Raw genomic sequence first — 19,506 nt, 5'->3', positions numbered from 1 at the left:
GAGAAGATGCCGGAAATGGACACTGGAGATACCGCCTGGATCCTCGCCAGCGCCGCACTGGTGATGTTCATGACCCCAGGGCTAGCCCTGTTTTACGGGGGGCTCGTACGCAGCAAGAACGTACTTGGAACGATCATGCAATCCTTCTTCGCGCTGGGGTTGGTGTCAGTCCTGTTCATGATGTTCGGCTACACGCTCGCCTTCGGCACCGACGTGGGATCGATCATCGGCGGCTTCGACTTCGCCTTCTTGAAGGACGTAGGGGCCGAGCCCTTCGCCAACGCTCCGACCATCCCGCACAACGTGTACATGATCTTCCAGATGATGTTCGCGATCATTACCCCGGCCCTGATCACCGGCGCCGTCGCGGAACGGATGAAGTTCAAGGGCTACGTGATGTTCCTGGCCTTGTGGTCGATCCTGGTCTACTCCCCCGTCGCCCACTGGGTGTGGGGTGGCGGCTGGCTCGGGTTCGCCGAAGGCGGTGTGGCCGCCCTCGACTTCGCCGGCGGCACCGTGGTTCACATCAACGCCGGTATTGCAGCACTCGCCTGCATCATCTACATGGGCAAGCGCAAGGGTTACCCGCACGACGCCATCCGGCCGCACAACGTGCCCATGGTGATCCTCGGAGCATCGATCCTGTGGTTCGGTTGGTTCGGATTCAACGGCGGAAGCGCCCTCGGAGCCAACGGCCTCGCGGGAACCGCCTTCGTCGCCACCCATCTAGCCGCAGCGGCAGCATTGCTCGGCTGGCTGATTCCGGAGTGGATCCAGCACAAGGCCCCCACGACCATCGGCGCCGCAACCGGCGCGGTGGCCGGCCTGGTGGCGATCACCCCGGCTGCCGGTTACGTCGAGCCCTGGGCCGCGGTGATCATCGGCTTCGCCGGCGGTCTGGTCTGCTACATCTTCGTGGCCCTCAAGCCGAAGTTCGGCTACGACGACTCGCTTGACGTCGTCGGCGTCCACTTCATCGGGGGAATCGTCGGAGCTCTTCTGACCGGCGTCTTCGCCACGCTCGCCGTCAACGAGGCCGGCGCGGACGGGGTCCTCTACGGCAACCCCGGTCAGTTCGTGAAGCAGCTGATCGCAGTGGTGGCAACGATCGTCTACTCGTTCGTAGCCAGCATGGTGATCCTGTTCGTTACCGACAAGCTGGTCGGCGTCCGGGTCAACGAGGACGACGAGCAGATGGGTCTGGACCTGTCCCAGCACTCCGAGACTGCCTACACGGCAGAGGGCGGAGGCACGAGCATCCACTCTTAGGCACATGGTGTGCAGCTACCCCGGTCCCCGGAGGACCGGGGTAGGGTCCTAACAGTTCAACTAGTAGCGGGAGGATTTCTCGGATGAAAATGGTCAGCGCAATCGTCAAGCCTTTCAAGCTTGAGGAAGTGAAAGAAGCGTTGCGTGTGGTCGGGATCCAGGGCATGACTGTTACCGAGACCCGCGGTTTCGGTCGGCAGCGAGGCCACACGGAGGTGTACCGGGGTTCGGAGTACCAGGTGGACTTCGTCCCGAAGGTGAAGGTCGACGTCATCTGCGACGACGACCAGTTGGGCCAGGTGGTCGACGCGATCATGACCGCAGCCCGGACCGGCAAGATCGGCGACGGAAAGATCTTCGTCCTCCCGGTGGAGCAGGTGTACCGGATTCGCACCGGAGAGATGGGGCCGGACGCGCTCTAAGTACTGAGGCCTACGAGGTCGGGGAGGTCCTGCACTGGCTCCAAAAGCCAAGTCACTCACGCAGGACCTCCCCGACCTCTTTGTGTTGTAGGGGCGCTCCGCTGCTAGCGGGTCGCCAGAAAGGCTGCCGCTGCGGCCGCTACTCCGCCCGGGACCAGGAACATCGGGCTTGCCAGGAAGCCCGGGACTGCTCCGAGCGCCAGCGCGGCCAGCGCCAGGCCGCAGATCGCCGCCAGGGCGGCCGTACCCCCCAGTCCCCTGCGGCGGGCACCCACCTTCCGAACCACGAAGCCGGTTGCCGCGCCGAGTGCGATGGCAACCAGAAAACTCACCCGGCCAAAGGCGCTGAAGACCCCGTAGCCGATTACCGCAGCCGTCAGGAGGCCGACCGCGCCGGCCGCGTACTGCCGGCGGCCTCCGGATTTGCGGAATTCGACCCGGGCGCAGTCCGGGCACTTCATGCCCACGGGCGTCTCGTTCATGCACTTCACGCAGATGGGGGTGTCGCAGTTGCAGCACCTGATCAGCGTCGACGACCGGGGGTGTCTTGCACAAACCAGATCGACATCCTCGGTTGCCATAAAAAAATGGTAACCCCTCTGCTAACTCAGGCGTATATTCCGGTGAGATGAAAGCCCTTCGACTCCTCGCCCTGGCCCTGCTGATCCTGCTGCCCGCCGCATGCGCGAGCGACCCGGATCCCGAGCCCTCACCGACCGTCGGCGCCACTGGGTCGCCCTCGGCCAGCCCATCGATCAGCCCCTCCCCCACGGTCCAACCGCCGGCCTCGCCGAGCCCGGGCACCAGCCCCTCCCCCGCGGTCTGCGCCGCCGCAACCGGAGGAGGCGAGGGCACCGATGTGAAGCTGGTGGCGGTGCGGGTCGGCTCCCACGCCGGCTACGACCGGATCACCTTCGAGTTTGCCCCGCCCAAGGCGCCCTCCCCCGCCAACACGCTGCCGAAGTACTCGGTGAACAAGGTGGACCAGGTCACCCAGGACGGGAGCGGAAACCCGGTGCAGATCGGCGGCGGCGCCCTCTATTCGCTGGTGATGCAGGGAGCTTCGGGCGTCGACCTGTCCGGTCCGGAGCCCGTGGTCACCTACAACGGGCCCAAGGAGTTCAAGCCAAACTTCCCGGTCCTCGCCGAGCTCGAGCATGCCGGCGACTTCGAGAACGTCCTCTCTTGGGGCATTGGGCTGAAGGCTCCCCGGTGCATCAAGGCCAGCCAGCTGAACTCACCCCTTCGCCTGGTCCTGGACCTCCCCCACAGCTGACGGCGGGCACCCCCGGGCATAAACAAAGCCCTCCTGACGTTATGCTGACCACTATGACAAACCACCATAAGGTTGTGATTATCGGGTCGGGCCCCTCGGGCCTGACCGCCGCCCTGTACTCCGCCCGCGCCAACCTGGAGCCCCTCGTCATCGAGGGCTTCGAGGCCGGCGGGCAGTTGATGCTGACCACCGAGGTCGAGAACTTCCCCGGCTACGTCGACGGCGTCATGGGGCCCGAGCTAATGGACACCCTCCGCAAGCAGGCAGAGCGATTCGGGACCACCTACATCTCGCAGGACGTGACCGAGGTCGATTTCTCCGTCCGGCCGTTCAAGATCAAGGTCGGCGAGGACGAATACACGGCCGACTCCGTAATCGTCTCAACCGGCGCATCGGCCAAGATGCTCGGCCTCGACAACGAGAAGCGCCTCATGGGTCGCGGGGTCTCCACCTGCGCCACCTGCGACGGGGCGTTCTTCCGTAACCAGGAGCTTGCGGTGGCCGGCGGAGGGGACTCGGCCGTCGAGGAGGCCAACTTCCTCACCCGCTTCGCCAGCAAGGTCAACCTCGTCCACCGCAGGGACGCGTTACGCGCATCCAAGATCATGCAGGACCGCGCGATGGCCAACCCCAAGATCGACTTTCACTGGAACTCGGTCATCGAGGACGTCCTGGGCGACCAGAGCGTCAGCGGCCTGAAGCTGAAGGACACCCAGACCGGCGAGAGCCGGGAGCTCCCGCTCAAGGGCGTATTCGTTGCGATCGGGCACACCCCGAACACTGCGCTGTTCACCGACAAGCTGGAGCTGGACGACGCCGGTTACCTCGTGGTGGGCGACAAGCTGTCCGACGACTGGGCGCCCGGATCGCCCTTCGCCACCCGGACCAGCGTCGAGGGGGTCTTCGGCGCCGGGGACGTGGTCGACCACACCTACCGCCAGGCGATCACCGCGGCTGGCATGGGTTGCCAGGCGGCAATCGACGCCGAGCGGTGGCTGGAGACACAGGGGCATTGATTCTGCGGCTCAAAAAGGCGGCCCCAAAGGGCCGCCTTTTTCTTTTGCCTCCTGCCTACTAAGCTGCACGCGTGGATCTCATAAGACGAGGTCGCCGGGATCAGGCGGTGGCCGACCTTCAGACGCGCCTGGAGAAGCTGGGGTTCGTCATCGATGCCCTGGAGCTCGGCGGAACGTTCGGGGACTCCACCGAGATCGCAATCAAAGAGTTCCAGCAGCGCTCGGGGTTGGACGTCGACGGGATCGTCGGCGAGAACACCTGGAAGGCGCTGGTCGAGAGCTCCTGGACCCTTGGCGACCGTCCCCTCCGGCTGAGCCAGCCCTTCCTCCGCGGCGACGATGTCCGGGAGTTGCAGTCCCAGCTGAACGCCCTGGGATTTACCGCAGGAAAACACGACGGGATCTTCGGCCTGGGCACCGCCGCCGCCCTCAGGGACTTCCAGCGCAACCTAGCGGTCGATGAGGACGGGATCGTCGGCCGCGAGACGCTAAGGGCCCTGGAACGACTGCGGATGGTCATCAAGCCGGGCCTGGGGGCCCGGATCACCGAGCGGGAGGCCCGGCGGGCGGATCCGCCGGGACTGGCCGGCAAACGCATCGTGCTGGACCCGGGCCACGGCGGCGACGACCCGGGCGGAATCGGCGCCGACGGCGAGACCGAGGCCGACTGGGTGTTCCGCCTTTCGGCCAAGCTCGGCCTGCTGCTGGATGGGCGCCGGGCCTTCCCCATGCTCACCCGGGGACCCAACGACGGGCCACACGACTCGCACCGGGCCCAGCTCGCCAACCGCTACGGGGCCGACCTGCTTCTGTCCATCCACCTGAACTCTCATCCGACACCGATTGCCGCCGGCGCCGCCACCTACTACTTCCAGGGCGGCACCGTGGCCTCCGAGCCGGGAGAACACCTGGCCGAGCTGATCCAGGAGGCGCTCATCAAAGCGGGCCGGCCGGACTGCAACACCCACGGCAAGGCGTACCCGATCCTGCGCGAAACCCAGATGCCGGCGGTACTGGTCGAGCCGGGTTTCATCACCAACCCGCAGGAGTTCTCCGAGCTGGTCGACTCGATGGACGAACTCGCCCGGACGATGCTGGAGGCACTGGAGAGGTACTTCGACTACGAGCCGGAGTAGCGCCCCCAGCCGGTCTTAGCTCGCGCCCGAAATCCGGCGCCAGATACGGACCAGGTCCTCGTCGGACCCGAACTCGATGACAATCTTTCCCCTCCCCCGCCCCTTGCTGACGACAACCCGGGTCTCCAGCTGGTCGGACAGGGCATCGGAGATCTCCAGCAGCCCGGCGTCGCCCCGGGACTGCGCCTGCTGCCTGCGGGGCGGGGCATCCGCTGCCGGCTCCTCGCGCTCCTCGCGCTCCTGCCTCACGAGCTCCTCGGTCTCACGGACGGTAAGCCCGCTCGACGCCACCCTCTGGGCGATGCGCTCGAGCAGCGGGTGGCCGAGCAGTCCGAGAAGAGCTTTGGCGTGCCCCCCGCTCAACTTGCCCTGCAGCACCATTGCCTGGATCGAGTCGGGCAGGTCGAGCAGTCGCATGACGTTGCCGACCGTGGAGCGGGAGAGGCTGACCCTCTCGGCAAGCTGCTCGTGCGTGAGGCCGGCCTCTTCCACCAGCTGGCGGTAGGCGGCTGCCTCCTCGATGGGGTTCAGGTCCTGCCGGTGAACGTTCTCGACGATGGCGCGCTCCAAGGAGCCCCGGTCGTCGGTGTCGATGATGAGAGCGGGGATGGTGGAGAGGCCGGCCTGCTGCGCCGCACGCCACCGCCGCTCCCCCATGACAAGCTCGTAGCCGGAGTCGGCGCGCCTGCGCACGACAACCGGCTGGAGCAGACCGAGCTGGCGGATCGAGGCGCTGAGGGTGTTTAGGGCCTCCGGGTCGAAATATTTGCGGGGCTGGCGGGAGTTCGGGACGATTGCGCCGGGGGCGATCTCCTCCAGGCTGGTGGCGCCTGCGGGGATCAGGGCGCCCAGCCCCCGGCCGAGCCCTCCCCTAGCGCTCAACGGAAGCCACCCTCGCTACCCGTGCCCCAACCGGTCGCCCACAACCGACTCCTCGTCGGAAGCCGGCCCCCGGCGCCAGCGCATCACGGCCGGCACCGCGCTGGCCGGCGGCACCAGCGTCCCGGAGGCATCGGCGACCGCCACCTCGCCGGCAAGTGCCCGGTAGGCATCGGACCCACGTGACTTCGGGTCGTACAGTGCGATCGGCTGTCCGAACGAAGGGGCCTCCGACAGCCGCACGCTGCGCGGGATCACTGTGTGGAAAACCTTGCCCGGGAAGTGGGACCTCACCTCGTTCGCAACCTGCTCCGAGAGCCTCGTCCGGCCGTCGTACATCGTCAGGACGATGCCGCAGAGCTTGAGCTGGGGGTTGAGGTTCGTTTGGATGAGGTTGACGTTCTTGAGCAGCTGGCCCAATCCTTCGAGGGCGTAGTACTCGCATTGGATCGGCACGACAACTTCGGTGGCGCCCGCCAGGGCGTTGACCGTCAAGAGCCCGAGCGACGGCGGGCAGTCGATCAACACGAACTCAAAATCGTCCTCCAGCGTCTCCAAAGCCTTCCTTAGCCGCAATTCCCGCGAAAAGGCGGTCACCAGTTCGATCTCAGCGCCCGCAAGATCGATGGTTGAGGGTACACAGAACAGATTTCGGACCGCCGTGGGCTCAATAGCGTCCTCTATTGGGGCACCATTCACTAATATCTGGTAGATATTGCTTGATACCCGTCGAGGGTCCACACCGAGACCGGTGGTGGCGTTCGCCTGGGGATCGAGGTCTACCACCAATACCCGATGGCCCTCGAGCGCCAACCAGGCGCCGAGATTGACCGCTGTCGTGGTTTTGCCGACGCCGCCTTTGTGGTTGACGACCGCAAGAACTCTTGTGGGTGGAGTCTCGCTGTTGGCGGAAGGATCTTCAGCCATGATTCACGCCGCTCCCCTTTTCAAACAGTAACGTTGAACCTCTACTTAAAGCCGAGGCCATAGGGAAAGTCCGGCGCAGGGCCGACTTGGCGAGAGTCTTCAATTCGTTCGCCTCCCACATTAGGCGCCTGGTCCGGCCGGGTCAAGCATTTGAATCACATTCATGTAATTTCTTTCCCTCTTGCGCTCCCCGTGGAGCAACTTCGCCTTCGACACTGCGGCGACACAGCCGCGCGACATATCGTACGCCCAAAAACGGACCGTATGTTGCAAATTCGCTGCAATCGCAAGCTATCGAACCGTTGCCGATCAGCTCGGAGCTCTTGAAAGAACCTGCCGGCGGGCCCTTCCCCTACTTCTGGCCCTAGTATGCAACTTCGCCCTGTTGGCAGGGGTGCTGGCCGGTGTCGGTTTCGCCGCCGCCGTGCTTAGGCGACCTCTCGCATCTCATCCCCTTGCGACCTCCGAGCCAAGAAGTTCCCCCCTCTCGATGGGGTCGGAGCCAAATTCTAGCGACGACTACGCTTGCGGTTCCAGGGGCCGCAGTCTCAACGAAGCCAAGCAGGCTCTCTACTACGAGCCGACCTATGTAAGGAATCTGAAGCGGACGGCTTGGACTATGCCCATTGCTCAGGCATGGAGTGACTTCCGCAATGGAGTACTCCACCTACGTACACGGGAACCGGAGCGACAGTCGAGCCTGGGAAGGCGCGGTGGGGGATCGAAGTCGTAGCGGCCTGGCTACCTGAAGTTTAAGGGGGGGGAATTGCTCCACGTGGAGAGCCAAAGCAAGTAGGGATGCTCCACGTGGAACGTGAAAGCAGGAACTATCGTAGGGAGCGCCGGCTAGTCCCGACGGAGCAGAACCCTTCTGCGAGGTTCCTGGCCTTCGCTGAAGCTGCTGACGCCGTCGATACCGGCAACCGTCTCGTGAACAATCTTTCGTTCGTAGGCGTTCATGGGCTCGAGCTCGACCTCCCCCTCCTCGGCGGCGCGCTCGGCCATCTGTTCCGCCAGGCGCTTAACCGAGTCCCGGCGGCGATCCCGGTAGCCCTCTATGTCGAGCGTGACGCGCACCCTGGTCTGGGCCTGGCGCTGCACAACCGTGCGGAGCAGCTCCTGCATAGCCTCCAGCGTCTGTCCTCGGCTCCCAATAAGCAGGCCGCCATCGCCGCCGGTGATCTCTGCAGCGATGGCGCCGTCGTCGGTGATCTCCGCCACAACGTCTCCGTCCGCCTCCATGGCGTCCAGCAGGCCCTCGAGAAAGTCCAGGGCATCCTCTCGGGCGTCTTCAAGGATCTCTTCGGGATCGATGAAATCGTCATCGATCACCTCCGTCCCATCGGCAACTGCCTCTCCGCCGCCCTCCGCTGCCACGCCTTCCGTCACCTCCGCCCCCCTTTGTTGCCTTTGCGAGCTCCAGAACCCTTAGGCCGGGCAGCGGGCGACTTCGGCCCGGTGCTTGCAGCACCATTGCCACCATCCTCGGCCGCGCCCTTAGCCTTTTGGCCATTGGGCGCCCCCTTCGACGTGCCGGCCGCAGGCTTGCCGCCGGGCCGAGCCTGCTTTGCAGCGGGTCGCCGGCCTGTACTGGGTGTGTTCTTGCTCCCGCCGGATTTACCACTGCCGGAACCGGCAGACTGCTTCTGGCCAGTGCGATTCGTGCCTGCCGCACCGGTCCTGGGCTTCGAAGAACCGCCCCTGGCCGCCGGACCGGCGGGCTTGGACCGCCGGACGGGCTCGTCCTCGTCTCCCTCGGGGAGGACCGCCGAAGCGGTGCGCCCGCTGATCCGATTGGTCTTCTCCTTGGGCTCGGGAGCGTTCGCGCCGTACCTCTTCATCAAGAGGAACTGCTGGCCGATCGTCCAGAAGTTGGTTGCGCTCCAGTACAGAATCAGTCCCGCCGGAAAGTTCCACGAGAAGACCACCAGCATGAGGGGCATGAACTTCATGATCTTCTGGGTCGCCGCAAACTGCGGATCCGGAGCGGGCTGCGCTTTCATCATCATCTGGGTCTGGTACCACATGGTTCCGGCCATGACGGCTATCAGGATCACGTATGGAAGAACCGCCACCGGTCCGGAGTTGTTAAAAACGTCTGCCGGCTTGAACTCCAGGTTCGTGCCCAGGAACGTACCGGTTTGTTCCACAATCGATGTGTAGAGGGGGCTGTCCTTCGGGATGTGGAAGCCCGGGACGCAGTTACGGGCGCCGATGATCTTCTCGCATCCGGAAAGTACCGAGTACATTGCGAAGAAGATGGGCATCTGCAGAAGCATGGGCAGGCATCCGCTCAGTCCCCCCAGCATATTCACGCCGTGTTCTTCGTAAAGCTTCTTCTGCTCCTCGTAGATCCGCTGCCGATCGTCCTTGTACTTCTCCTTGAGCTTCTTGACCTCAGGCTGAAGCTTCCGCATCTTTTCGGCGTTTCCGCGGTTGGCCTGCATGCTGTGCGCCTGCTTGATGGCCAGGGGGATCATCGCGGTGCGGACCAGGATCGTCAGCATGATGATGGCAATTCCGTAGTTCGGAATGATCGAGTAGAAGTAGGCCAGCAGCTGGCCCATTCCGTGAAGTAGCGATGAAAACATTCTCAGGTTCCTTACTGACGGCGGGGAATCGGATCAATCCCACCGGGATGGAAGGGATGACATTTCAAAATCCGGCGCGTCGCCAGCCACGACCCCCGAAAGACGCCGAACTCCCGGATGGCGTCGCACGCGTAAAGCGAGCACGAGGGCTCGAAGCGGCAGCTCGGAGGAAATAGGGGAGAGATCGCCTTTCGGTAGACCTCAATTATCCCCACCAGGACCTTGGACCCGAAGCTAGCGGCCACGATGTTCCGGTGCGCTCGACCTCGACTGCGCACCACCTTCCATAATCTGACAGACTAACTCTGCGACTTCACTTACCCGGAGTACCGCGCCCGGCCGAACGACGAACACGGCATCGACGCCCGGCTTGATGCCGCCGGCCATCTCAATCGCAGCCCTGGCCTGGCGCCGGGCGCGATTCCTGACCACCGCGCCGCCCACCTTGCGCGAAACGACCAGGCCGTACCGGCCCGCGCCGCTATCCGCGCGCTTTGCGGTGTGGATCACCAGGTTTGGAGTGCTCACGGCCTTTCCTTCTCGAAAAACCCGTCTGAAGTCGGCCGCTGAGCGCAATCTGTCGCCAGCCGGCGGCAACTTCCGGCCAGCCTCAGTGGGTGAGTCGGGCCCGGCCTTTTCGCCTGCGCCGCGCAATCACCGCCCGGCCCGCTCGGGTGCGCATCCGCACTCGAAAACCGTGTGTCTTTGCTTGGTGGCGCGTGTTCGGCTGAAAAGTACGTTTCACAATTTTTCTCCCAGGGAGACCGCCTAGAGGTTCGATAGGGGTGGCGGCTGTCCGTCCCCGATTATAACCGGCTCGGCCCCGGGTCGTTCGCGAGGCTTTTCGCGCTCCCCGGCCGGGACTTTTCCCTGCGTTGAGAACCCCGACAAACGCTGGCTATAATCGCCGAGCCCTGGTGCTTCCCCTCAATCTTCCCCCAGAGGGCTGCCACAAAATTAGGTGCTGCCAGGAGGTTCAACCCGACATGACCGTCGCCATCTTTTCCACATCTGTGGAATGTCCTGTGGACAAACTGCGCTCGCGCACGGTTTTTGGCCTTAAAACTGTCTTTTTGACCCCAAAAACGCCGATTTCGCCTCAATTTAGCCCTAAAACCGAGAGGGTCCGGCCATAGCGGCCGGGACACCAATTTCACCGGAAATATGGGGGCAGGCGGCCTCGATCATCCGCGCGCAACTGGCTCCTCCCATCTACCAGTCCTGGTTTGCCGCCATCAAGCCCGGTATCCACACCGCTTCCTCCCTTGAGTTGCTGGTCCCGAGCAAGTTCGCCAAGGAGTGGATCGAGCCCCGATACCTGCCGCTTATCCACACTGCGGTCGCCGAGGCGGCCGGGCACGAGCTCGATGTGAGCATCGCGGTTGACGCCGACGTCGTCGCGCCCCTGCCGGCCGACGATCACGCGCCGCCGCCGGTCCGGGGCGAACCGTCGTTCCTCAACCCCAGATACTCGTTTGAGACTTATGTCATAGGCGCCTCGAACCGCTTCTCCCACGCCGCCGCGCTGGCGGTGGCCGAGGCGCCGGCCCGCGCCTACAACCCGTTGTTCATCTACGGGGGAGTGGGGCTCGGCAAGACCCACCTCCTCCACGCAATCGGCCACTACGTCGCCCAGGTCCAGCCCAACGCCCTGGTCCGCTACGTCTCCAGCGAAAAATTTACGAACGAATTCATCGCTTCGGTCGGCGATCCCGGTCGAATCTCCGGGTTCAAACGCAGGTATCGCGAGTGCGACATCCTTCTGGTCGACGACATTCAGTTCCTCGAAAACAAAGAAGCCACCATCGAGGAGTTTTTCCACACCTTCAACACCCTTTACGACGCCTCCAAGCAGATCGTGATCACCTCGGACCGGGCGCCGAAGCAGCTCGGGCTGGACGAAAGGGTGCGGTCCCGCTTCGGCTGTGGCCTTATTACCGACGTCCAGCCGCCGGATCTCGAGACCCGCATAGCGATTCTCCGTAAGAAGGCCGACTTCGAAGGTGTGGTTCAACTCTCCGACGACGTCCTTGCCTTTATTGCCTCGCGGGTCGAGTCCAACATCCGGGAGCTCGAGGGCGCCCTCATCCGGGTGATTGCCTTCGCCAGCCTCGACCGCACCCGGGTCTCGGTCCAGTTGGCGGAGAGCGTCCTGCAGAACCTCTATCCCGAAGGGGAGTCCGGCACGATCACACCGGATCTGATCCTGGCGGAGACATCCCGGTACTTCGGTTTGGACGCCTCGGAGGTTCTTTCGATGAAGCGGGACCGGGCTCTGGTGAATGCCCGCCACGTGGCGATGTACCTCTGCCGGGAACTCACCGATCTTTCTCTACCGCGCATCGGGCAGCGGTTCGGCGGCCGGGATCACTCCACGGTCATGCACGCCAACTCGAAGATTCGGGTTCAGATGGCCGAAAAAAGGTCTACCTACAACCAGATCCAGGAGCTGACCAGCCGCATCAGAACCAGGGCTAAAGGGCTGTGAATAACACCCGTTCCTCCCGGCCCTGCACAACGTGCGACCGCTTGTCCTCTTTACCGACCCAGCAAGTCCACAGGCCCTAGGCATCCGAATGGGCGTGTTTTCCGGCTTATCAACATTTCCACCGTGCTTACTACTACTACTCATTGATAACTACTAAGAGCCCGCGAAACCTTGAACCGGGGATAAGCCCGGTTTTGTCACCCCCCTCATTTACCCTCAGCACCAGGAGGTAGTCGTGCAGATCGAATGTGAAAAGGAATCTCTCCTAGAGATCAGCCAAGCAGCCCTGAGAGTTGTTTCCCCCCGAGCGAACACCCCGGCCCTCGGCGGGGTTCGGGTCACTGCAAACGAGGACGGCCTGGAGCTCGCAGCTTCGGATCTTGAAACCTTCATCACAGTCAAGGGTCAGTGCTCGGTTGTCGAAGAGGGTTCGATGGTGATCCCCGGAAGGTTGTTCGGCGAGATCCTCAGGTCACTGCCGAGCGGACGGGTAGTTCTCTCCGGAGGAGAATCCGGAGCTCGCATCGAGGGTGGTAGGGCTGAGTTTCAGGTTTCGACGTTTCCGGTGGCCGACTTTGCCCGGCCGCCCAGCGGTGAGGTGGGCGAACCGTGTCGTGTGGACGCTGCCGACCTTGCCCGCGCGCTGAGGCAGGTGGGCAGGGCCGCGTCGAGCGACGAAGGCCGGCCGGTGCTTACAGGAGTCTTGTGGGTCATCGAAGGGGACACGCTGCGGGTTGTTGCGACAGACAGCTACCGGCTCGCCATCGCCGAGGTAGTTGCAAAAGAGGGCCCGCGTGAGGGCCAGGCCATCATTCCGAACCGGGCACTGACCGAGTTCGGCCGGCACCTGGTAACGGCCGGGAGCGACGAGGTAGCAGAAATTCGTCTCGGCCAGTCCCAGGCGGTGCTGAGCGTCGGTCGCGTGCAGCTGGTCACCCGTTTGATCGAAGGGGAGTTTCCGAACTGGCGCCGGCTGCTGCCGGACGTGCAGCGCAACCGCCTTGAGGTGGACAAAGAGGAGTTCGGCGCCGCCGTGGCCCGCGTGGGCCTGGTGGCACAGGCCAACACGCCGGTGAAGTTCCATCTCGGCAAGGAGGTCCAGCTGACTGCGGCGGAGAGCGGGGTTGCGGAGGCCGCCGAGACGGTCGAGGGAGCCGCCTACACCGGCGACCCGATGGTTACGGCGTTCAACCCCAGGTTCTTCAGCGACGGCCTGGAGGGGGTGGAGGGCAAACGTGCAGTCCTGGATCTCACCGAACCCACCAAGCCGGCGACCCTGAAAGGCGAGGACCAGCCGAACTTCACCTACCTGGTGATGCCGGTCAGGCTGCCGAACTAAGGCTGCCGGACCGGGTGGAGGAGTGGAGGTAAGCCGGATAGAGCTGACCGACTTTCGGAACTACGAGACGGCATCTGTAGTCCTGGAGCCGGGGTTCAACCTGATCGTCGGCAAGAACGGTCAGGGGAAGACGAGTTTGCTCGAGGCGGTGTACTGCCTGTCGGCGCTGGGCTCTCACCGGGCGCCGACCTCGGGCTCGATGATCCGCCACGGCGAGGAACGGGCGGTGATCCGGGCGAAGGCCTCGAGCGGCGGCAGCGGCATGGACGTAGACGCAGAGATTGTCCGGGGGGGCGGGATCAAGGTGTGGGTCAACAAACAGCGGGTCGGCAGGGGAGCGCGGGAGAGGAGTCTCGCGGCGATCCTCTTTTCGCCCGAGGACCTCGACCTGATCAAAGGGGGGCCCGAAGAGCGGCGGCGGTTCCTGGACCAGGCCGCGGTCAGGGCCCGCCCGGTAACCGCCACCGACCGCCAGGAATTCGAAAAGGCCCTGCGGCAGCGCAACGGGGTTCTGAAAGCCGCCCGCAGCAACCCGAGGGCGTTGAAGCAACTTGACGTATGGACCGAGCAGCTGGCCGCCACCGGGGCCGCGGTAGTCACCAACCGGCTGCAGGCCCTGATCCAGCTGGTGCCGGCGGTGAAAAGGCGGTACCGGGAACTGGCGACCGCCGACCCGCCCGAACTCAGCTACCAGACGAGCTGGATGGAGGGCGAACCGCAGCCGGACCGGGCGGCCATCGCAGGGGCGCTGCTGGAGCGAATGGCCGAAACCCGGAACCGGGACCTGGAAGCCGCCAGCACCCTGGCCGGCCCCCACCGGGACGACCTGTTGATCGAGCTGGCCGGGAGCGGCGCGCGGCTATACGCCTCACAGGGGGAGCAACGCAGCCTGGCGCTTTCGCTCCGGCTGGCCGAACGGGACGTGGCGGCCGACGTTCACGGCGAAGAGCCCATCCTGCTCCTCGACGACGTCTTCAGTGAACTCGACCAGAGCCGCCGCGACCGGCTGGGCGAGTTGGTCTCCACGTCGGGACAGACGATAGCTACGGCGACCTCGGCGGAGTCGCTGCCGGTAAAAGGAGGGCGGACCTTGATGGTGGAACGGGGGAGGTTGACCGAGGTTGAGTAAAGACCCGATTCGTATCGGCGGAACGCTGAGCGCCCTGGCCCGGGGGTGGGGCTTCGAGAGCCCGGTGGAGACCGCGCGCATCTTCTCCGGCTGGGAACAGATCGTCGGCCCCGAGGTGGCGGCCCGCTGCCGGCCGTCCTCTCTGAGGGGCGGGGTCCTTAAAGTGCGGACCGAATCGGCGGTTTGGGCCTCCGAGTTCCGGTACCTGTCGGCCGACGTCATCCGGCGCATAAACGCCGAGCTCGGCAAAGAAATAGTTCGGGAGATAAAACCGTGGGTCAAGGCCGGCGTAGGGGAGAATAGGGCCATGCCCAACCGCTCTTTGTATGCCCAACAGGCCACGAGCAGGGGGAGCGCGCAGATGGCGCGCGAAGCCGCGGAGGTCGCTCGAGGGATAAAAGATCCACAGCTGGCGGACGCCCTCAGCAAGGCCGTTCTCGCTGCCAAGATCAGTCAAGGGGCGGTGCCTGAAGTGGTATACTCAAAGGGTTCGCGGACGCCTGCAAAAGCGGCTTCGCGCCCCCAATTCGACCCCTCGAATCGGCACCTGTGAGAAACGGTCCCAGACGGCTCGCGCCTTTTCGAAATGGGTTTGGACATAGCGATGCAGCATGGCGCCCCGGCGCCGGCGGCGACGCCCAACGCAGCGGAGGACAAACGCTCTGAGCGCAACCGCTTCGCCTCCTAGGAAGGCAGACATGAGTAGCTACACCGGACAGGACATCACCGTCCTGAAGGGCCTGGCGGCCGTTCGTCGCCGGCCCGGCATGTACATCGGCTCCACCGGCCCCCGAGGCCTCCACCACCTGGTCTACGAGATCGTCGACAACGCAATCGACGAGGCCCTGGCCGGGTACTGCGACCACATCGACGTCCTGATCCACCCCGACAACTCGGTGACGGTCCAGGACAACGGCCGCGGCATCCCCATCGACCCCCCGCGGGGCGAGCGCCGGTCGGCGGTTGAGGTCGTCCTCACCGAACTCCACGCCGGCGGCAAGTTCGGCGGCAAGGGTTATGCGGTCTCCGGAGGCCTCCACGGAGTGGGTGTGTCCGTCGTCAACGCGCTCTCCAGCAAGCTCCGCGTAGAGGTCTACCTGGGCGGGGGCGTCCACGTTGCCGAGTTTGCCCGCGGAAAGACCACGCAGAGCCTGACCAAGATCAAGTCGATCAGCAAAGCCAAGACCGGCACCAAGGTGACGTTCCACCCGGACCCGGAGATCTTCACCGAAACCACCGAGTTCGACTACGACACCATCGCCCGGCGCCTGCGCGAGCTGAGCTATCTGACCGGCGTGGAGATTGTCTTCACCGACGAGCGGGCCGATAAGTCCGAGACCTACAAGGCCACCGGCGGGCTTGCGGACTTCGTTAAGGCCCTGAACACCGGCCGCGAGACGCTTCACAAGATCATCCACCTGCGCGAGCAGGGAGAAGGGCGCGAAATGGAGGTGGCGCTGGTATGGAACTCCTCGTTCACCGAGTCCATCCACTCGTTCGCCAACACCATCAACACCCACGAGGGCGGCATGCACGAGGAGGGCTTCCGCAAGGCGCTCACCAACGTCGTCAACCGCTACGTCCGGGCCAAGAACCTGGCCAAGGAGAAGGAGCTTTCGCTCGAGGGCGGCGACATCCGGGAGGGCCTGGTGGCCATCATCTCGGTCAAGCTGCGCGAGCCCCAGTTCGAGGGCCAGACCAAGACCAAGCTCGGCAACTCGGAGATGCGCTCGTTCGTCGAGACCGCGATCAACAAGAACCTCGGCGACTGGTTCGAGGAGCACCCCACCGAGGCCAAGAAGATCGTGGCCAAGGCGCAGCAGGCGGCCCGCGCCCGGATGGCGGCGAAGAAGGCACGCGACATCACCCGCAAGTCGGCGTTCGAAGGCGGCGGCTTGCCGGGCAAGCTGGCGGACTGCGCCTCCCGCGACCCGTTCGTGTGCGAGCTGTTCATCGTCGAGGGAGACAGCGCCGGCGGCAGCGCCAAGGGCGGCCGGGACCGTGAGTTCCAGGCGATCCTGCCCATCCGCGGCAAGATCCTGAACGTCGAAAAGGCACGCCTGCACAAGATCCTGGAGAACAAGGAGGTCCTGGCGCTGATCACAGCCATCGGGACGAGCATCGGGGAAGACTTCAACATCGAGAAGGCCAGGTACCACAAGGTCTGCCTGCTCGCAGACGCCGACGTCGACGGCCAGCACATCACCACGCTGCTGCTGACGTTCTTGTTCCGGTACATGCCCGGCCTGATCGACGCGGGCTACGTCTACCTGACCACGCCGCCGCTCTACAAGACCACCATCGCGGGGAAGAAGTACTACGTCTTCTCCGACGAGGAGCGGGACGCCCTGCGGGCCGAGCACGCCGACAAGAAGCTCAGCTTCAACCGGTTCAAGGGACTGGGCGAGATGCCGGCCGAGGAGTTGTGGGACACCACGATGAACCCGGAGACGCGGATTCTGAAGCGGGTTCAGATGGAGGACGCGGCCATTGCCGACGAGATCTTCTCGATCCTTATGGGCGAGAACGTCGAGAGCCGGCGCGACTTCATCACCAAGAACGCCCGCTACGCGACCCTGGACGTTTAGAAGATGGACGAGACCCCCACCCCGACGCCGGACGGCGAAGCGCCGCTGCAGCCCCCGTTGCACGAGGACAGCGCCAACGTCCGCACGGTAGACATCGAGGACGAGGTCCAGCGCTCGTACCTGGACTACGCCATGAGCGTGATCGTCGGGCGCGCCCTGCCCGACGTGAGGGACGGGCTGAAGCCGGTCCACCGTCGGATCCTGTGGGGAATGCTCGGCCTTGGGCTGCGGCCCGGCACGCCGTACAAGAAGTCGGCCCGAGTCACCGGTGACGTCATGGGTAAGTACCACCCCCACGGCGACTCGGCCATCTACGACGCCCTCGCCCGGATGGCGCAGCCGTTCGCCATGCGCCACCCGCTCATCGACGGCCACGGCAACTTCGGGTCGGTCGACGGGGATCCCCCGGCCGCCGCCCGTTACACCGAGGTCCGGCTGGCGTCGCTGGCGATGGAGCTGCTGCGCGACATCAACGAGGACACCGTCGACATCGTCCCGAACTACGACGGCGAGGAGAACGAGCCTTCGGTCCTGCCCGCCCGGTTCCCGAACCTGCTGGTCAACGGGTCTACCGGCATCGCAGTCGGCATGGCCACCAACATCCCGCCCCACAACCTGGGCGAGGTGATCGACGCCACCGTCCACCTGATGGACGAGCCGGACACCTCCTCGGCCGAGCTGAACGAGATCATCAAGGGCCCCGACTTCCCGGGCGGAGGAGTAATCCTCGGCCGCGCCGGCATCCGGGACGCCTACGAGACCGGGCGCGGCATCGTCCGGGTGCGGGCAAAGACCGAGATCGAGGAGACCAAGCGGGGCACCCGCATCGTGGTCACCGAGCTGCCGTACATGGTCTCCGGCGACCGGCTTATCGAGAAGATCGCCGAGCTGGTCAACGCCAAGAAGATCGCCGGTGTGTCGGGCGGCCGAAACGAGTCCAACCGCAAGGGCACCCGGATCGTCATCGAGCTGAAGCGCGACGCAATCCCCCAGGTGGTCCTCAACAACCTCTACAAGTTCACCCAGATGCAGGACTCGTTCGGCATGAACATGCTGGCGCTGGTCGACGGGGTGCCGCGGACGCTGGCCCTCAGGGACATCATCCGCCACTACATCGACCACCAGGTCTCGGTCATCATCCGCCGGACCCGCTTCCGCCTGAAGAAGGCGCAGGACCGCATGCACATCCTCGAGGGACTGCTGATCGCCCTCGACCACCTGGACGAGGTCATCACGCTCATCCGCGAGGCGCCGTCGGCCGACGAGGCCCGGGGCCAGCTGATGAGCCGGTTCGAGCTGACCGAGATCCAGGCCACCGCGATCCTCGACATGATGCTGCGCCGCCTGGCCGGCCTGGAGCGGGACAAGATCCGCCAGGAAGCCGCCGAGCTCGCCAAAACCATCGAGGAGCTGCAGGCCCTCTTGGAGTCCCGAGCCCTGCAGAACAAGACCATCCGCAACGACCTGCTGGCCATCAAGGAGAAGTTCGCCAACCCCCGCCGCACCGAAATTGCGATGGACGAGGGCGAGTTCAACATCGAGGACCTGATAGCCGACGAGGACGTGGTGATCACCATCACCCGAACCGGCTACATCAAGCGGGTCAAGTCGGCGACCTACAAGACCCAGGGCCGGGGCGGGAAGGGCGTCATCGGGGCCAAACCGAAGGAGGGGGACCTGGTCCAGCACATGCTGACCACCTCCAACCACGCCTTCGTGATGATCTTCTCGAACCGGGGCAAGGTCTACCGGCTGAAAGCCCACGAGATCCCCGAGAAGGAAAGGACCTCGATCGGCACCCACATCAAGAACCTGCTGCCCTACGGGCCGGACGAGACCACCGCGGCAATCATCGACACCCGGGATTACGAGACCCACGCCTACTTGGTGATCGCCACCCACAAGGGGATCGTCAAGAAGACCGCGTTCAACGCCTACAACTCCTCCCGCAAGGACGGCATCATCGCCATCAACCTGCGGGACGACGACTCGGTGGACACCGTGCGGGCCACATCAGGCAAGGACGACCTGATCATGGTTTCCCGCAAGGGCATGTCCATCCGGTTCAACGAGGAGGACGTGCGCCCGATGGGGCGGACCGCAGGCGGGGTCATCGGCATGAAGATGGGCGAGGACGACAACGTGGTCTCCTTCGACGTGGTCACCCAGACCGGCGAGCTGCTGATCATCACCAATGCGGGTTACGGAAAGCGGACCCTGCTGGACAAATACCCCCGCCAGCGAAGGGGCGGCCGGGGAGTGAAGACCGCTAAGCTCATCGGCCGCCGCGGCCTGATCCAGGGCGCCATGGTGGTCAATGCGGAAGACGAGATATTCCTAATCGCCTCCGACGGGCAGGTGATCCGGATGACGGTGAAGGGCATCTCCCGCCAGGGGCGCGACACAACCGGCGTCCGGGTGATGACCATGGACAAGGGTGTCGAGG

19 protein-coding genes are annotated in these 19,506 nt (G+C 64.6%); 11 read left to right on the top strand and 8 right to left on the bottom strand.

The window, feature by feature from the left end; genetic code table 11:
- Positions 1–15: 15 nt before the first annotated feature.
- Both VFV09_11320 and VFV09_11315 read left to right on the top strand, forming a co-directional pair.
- Complete coding sequence (locus VFV09_11320) at positions 16–1,269, top strand: ammonium transporter (protein ID HEU4868306.1); 1,254 nt, start codon at positions 16–18, stop codon at positions 1,267–1,269.
- Between the two features lie 83 nt (positions 1,270–1,352).
- Complete coding sequence (locus tag VFV09_11315; GenBank protein ID HEU4868305.1) at positions 1,353–1,691, top strand: P-II family nitrogen regulator; 339 nt, start codon at positions 1,353–1,355, stop codon at positions 1,689–1,691.
- A gap of 104 nt (positions 1,692–1,795) precedes the next feature.
- On the opposite strand, the gene VFV09_11310 is transcribed toward VFV09_11315, so the two are convergent.
- Positions 1,796–2,272, bottom strand: a complete 477-nt coding sequence (locus VFV09_11310; protein ID HEU4868304.1) for a hypothetical protein — start codon at positions 2,270–2,272, stop codon at positions 1,796–1,798.
- Between the two features lie 47 nt (positions 2,273–2,319).
- Between VFV09_11310 and VFV09_11305 the strand changes: the two genes are divergently transcribed.
- The 3 genes from VFV09_11305 (at position 2,320) to VFV09_11295 (ending at position 5,119) form a co-directional block, all read left to right on the top strand.
- Positions 2,320–2,967 carry a hypothetical protein gene (locus VFV09_11305; protein ID HEU4868303.1) on the top strand — a complete coding sequence of 216 codons (648 nt, stop codon included), beginning with the start codon at positions 2,320–2,322 and terminating at the stop codon, positions 2,965–2,967.
- A 53-nt stretch (positions 2,968–3,020) separates the two neighbouring features.
- Entirely contained in the window at positions 3,021–3,983 is a 963-nt protein-coding gene (gene trxB, locus VFV09_11300; GenBank protein ID HEU4868302.1) for a thioredoxin-disulfide reductase, read from the top strand.
- A 71-nt stretch (positions 3,984–4,054) separates the two neighbouring features.
- Positions 4,055–5,119, top strand: coding sequence for a peptidoglycan-binding protein (locus tag VFV09_11295; protein ID HEU4868301.1), 1,065 nt, complete (start codon positions 4,055–4,057; stop codon positions 5,117–5,119).
- 15 nt (positions 5,120–5,134) lie between these two features.
- Here the strand turns inward: VFV09_11295 and VFV09_11290 are convergent, their stop codons facing one another.
- The 7 genes from VFV09_11290 to rpmH all read right to left on the bottom strand — a co-directional run bounded on the left by VFV09_11290 (position 5,135) and on the right by rpmH (position 10,264).
- On the bottom strand, positions 5,135–6,001 hold the full coding sequence (locus VFV09_11290) for a ParB/RepB/Spo0J family partition protein (protein ID HEU4868300.1): 867 nt from the start codon (positions 5,999–6,001) through the stop codon (positions 5,135–5,137).
- Between the two features lie 15 nt (positions 6,002–6,016).
- Entirely contained in the window at positions 6,017–6,925 is a 909-nt protein-coding gene (locus VFV09_11285) for a ParA family protein (GenBank protein HEU4868299.1), read from the bottom strand.
- 846 nt (positions 6,926–7,771) lie between these two features.
- A complete protein-coding gene (gene jag / locus VFV09_11280; protein ID HEU4868298.1) occupies positions 7,772–8,314 on the bottom strand; it encodes an RNA-binding cell elongation regulator Jag/EloR in 543 nt (180 codons plus the stop codon).
- Positions 8,311–9,516, bottom strand: coding sequence for a membrane protein insertase YidC (gene yidC, locus VFV09_11275; GenBank protein ID HEU4868297.1), 1,206 nt, complete (start codon positions 9,514–9,516; stop codon positions 8,311–8,313). Before yidC ends, jag begins: the two co-directional genes overlap by 4 nt.
- An 11-nt stretch (positions 9,517–9,527) precedes the next feature.
- A complete protein-coding gene (gene yidD / locus VFV09_11270; protein ID HEU4868296.1) occupies positions 9,528–9,761 on the bottom strand; it encodes a membrane protein insertion efficiency factor YidD in 234 nt (77 codons plus the stop codon).
- Entirely contained in the window at positions 9,751–10,092 is a 342-nt protein-coding gene (gene rnpA, locus VFV09_11265) for a ribonuclease P protein component (protein ID HEU4868295.1), read from the bottom strand. The genes yidD and rnpA overlap by 11 nt, the downstream gene beginning before the upstream one ends.
- A 34-nt stretch (positions 10,093–10,126) precedes the next feature.
- On the bottom strand, positions 10,127–10,264 hold the full coding sequence (gene rpmH, locus VFV09_11260; GenBank protein HEU4868294.1) for a 50S ribosomal protein L34: 138 nt from the start codon (positions 10,262–10,264) through the stop codon (positions 10,127–10,129).
- 384 nt (positions 10,265–10,648) lie between these two features.
- Here rpmH and dnaA point away from each other — a divergent pair, with 384 nt between their 5' ends.
- From dnaA to gyrA, 6 genes are all read left to right on the top strand, one after another.
- Positions 10,649–12,004: a chromosomal replication initiator protein DnaA gene (gene dnaA / locus VFV09_11255; GenBank protein ID HEU4868293.1), complete on the top strand. Its 1,356-nt coding sequence runs from the start codon at positions 10,649–10,651 to the stop codon at positions 12,002–12,004.
- 235 nt (positions 12,005–12,239) lie between these two features.
- Positions 12,240–13,343, top strand: a complete 1,104-nt coding sequence (dnaN, locus tag VFV09_11250; GenBank protein HEU4868292.1) for a DNA polymerase III subunit beta — start codon at positions 12,240–12,242, stop codon at positions 13,341–13,343.
- A 22-nt stretch (positions 13,344–13,365) separates the two neighbouring features.
- Positions 13,366–14,472 carry a DNA replication/repair protein RecF gene (locus VFV09_11245; protein HEU4868291.1) on the top strand — a complete coding sequence of 369 codons (1,107 nt, stop codon included), beginning with the start codon at positions 13,366–13,368 and terminating at the stop codon, positions 14,470–14,472.
- Positions 14,465–15,025, top strand: a complete 561-nt coding sequence (locus VFV09_11240) for a DUF721 domain-containing protein (protein ID HEU4868290.1) — start codon at positions 14,465–14,467, stop codon at positions 15,023–15,025. The genes VFV09_11245 and VFV09_11240 overlap by 8 nt, the downstream gene beginning before the upstream one ends.
- A 145-nt stretch (positions 15,026–15,170) precedes the next feature.
- On the top strand, positions 15,171–17,060 hold the full coding sequence (gene gyrB, locus VFV09_11235; protein ID HEU4868289.1) for a DNA topoisomerase (ATP-hydrolyzing) subunit B: 1,890 nt from the start codon (positions 15,171–15,173) through the stop codon (positions 17,058–17,060).
- Between the two features lie 3 nt (positions 17,061–17,063).
- On the top strand, positions 17,064–19,506 hold a 2,443-nt coding region (gyrA, locus tag VFV09_11230; protein ID HEU4868288.1), incomplete at its 3' end, for a DNA gyrase subunit A.

The organism is Actinomycetota bacterium (genome assembly GCA_035759705.1).
In the GTDB taxonomy this organism is placed as follows: domain Bacteria; phylum Actinomycetota; class CADDZG01; order JAHWKV01; family JAHWKV01; genus JAJCYE01.
Note: the sequence above shows the minus strand (reverse complement) of the source record. Positions and strands in the feature narration are given on the sequence as shown.

Coding starts and splice junctions, on each gene's coding strand:
- VFV09_11320 (HEU4868306.1), top strand. CDS start 16: ATGGACACTGGAGATACCGCCTGGATCCTCGCCAGCGCCGCACTGGTG.
- VFV09_11315 (HEU4868305.1), top strand. CDS start 1,353: ATGAAAATGGTCAGCGCAATCGTCAAGCCTTTCAAGCTTGAGGAAGTG.
- VFV09_11310 (HEU4868304.1), bottom strand. CDS start 2,272: ATGGCAACCGAGGATGTCGATCTGGTTTGTGCAAGACACCCCCGGTCG.
- VFV09_11305 (HEU4868303.1), top strand. CDS start 2,320: ATGAAAGCCCTTCGACTCCTCGCCCTGGCCCTGCTGATCCTGCTGCCC.
- trxB (HEU4868302.1), top strand. CDS start 3,021: ATGACAAACCACCATAAGGTTGTGATTATCGGGTCGGGCCCCTCGGGC.
- VFV09_11285 (HEU4868299.1), bottom strand. CDS start 6,925: ATGGCTGAAGATCCTTCCGCCAACAGCGAGACTCCACCCACAAGAGTT.
- yidC (HEU4868297.1), bottom strand. CDS start 9,516: ATGTTTTCATCGCTACTTCACGGAATGGGCCAGCTGCTGGCCTACTTC.
- gyrB (HEU4868289.1), top strand. CDS start 15,171: ATGAGTAGCTACACCGGACAGGACATCACCGTCCTGAAGGGCCTGGCG.